General features: G+C 50.5%; 1 protein-coding gene. It reads left to right on the top strand.

Translation table 11 applies throughout. The features are described 5' to 3' along the window. On the top strand, positions 1-483 hold a 483-nt coding region (locus F1E73_RS17365; protein ID WP_150452705.1), incomplete at both ends, for a relaxase/mobilization nuclease domain-containing protein.

The following is a 483-nucleotide window of genomic DNA, read 5'->3' as shown; positions in this document are numbered from 1 at the left end:
CGCTACGTACATGCCACCCTGAACCTCCCCCGTGGCGAACACCTGGACGATGACACCTTCTTGGCCTTGTCCAAAGCCTATATGGAATACATGGGCTATGGGGAGCAGCCGTTTATTGTGGTACGGCATCACGATACCGAGCACGAACACGTACACATCGTCTCCAGTACCATCAGGGAGGACTGCAGCCAGATCAACCTTTCCTTTGACTATAGGAGGAGCATGGCTGCCCAGAAATACCTGGAGAAAGAGTTTGGACTTTCCCCCTCCCCGGAAAAAAGAACGGTCCGAGAGCTTCCCAAACTAGAAACGCCCCAGCTTAATCCCCAAGATGGTAACGGGGTTCGATACTATATGCAGGACATCCTAAACAATACAATACAAAAGCATAAAGTGCGGAGCTTTGACGAACTTGCCAAACTTCTTAAAAAGCACCATATCCAACTGAAGGTGGTAGAGCGTTCGGGTAGGGTAGGGGTAGCA

It is taken from the genome of Arenibacter lacus (assembly GCF_008711145.1).
GTDB lineage: Bacteria > Bacteroidota > Bacteroidia > Flavobacteriales > Flavobacteriaceae > Arenibacter > Arenibacter amylolyticus.
Note: the sequence above shows the minus strand (reverse complement) of the source record. Positions and strands in the feature narration are given on the sequence as shown.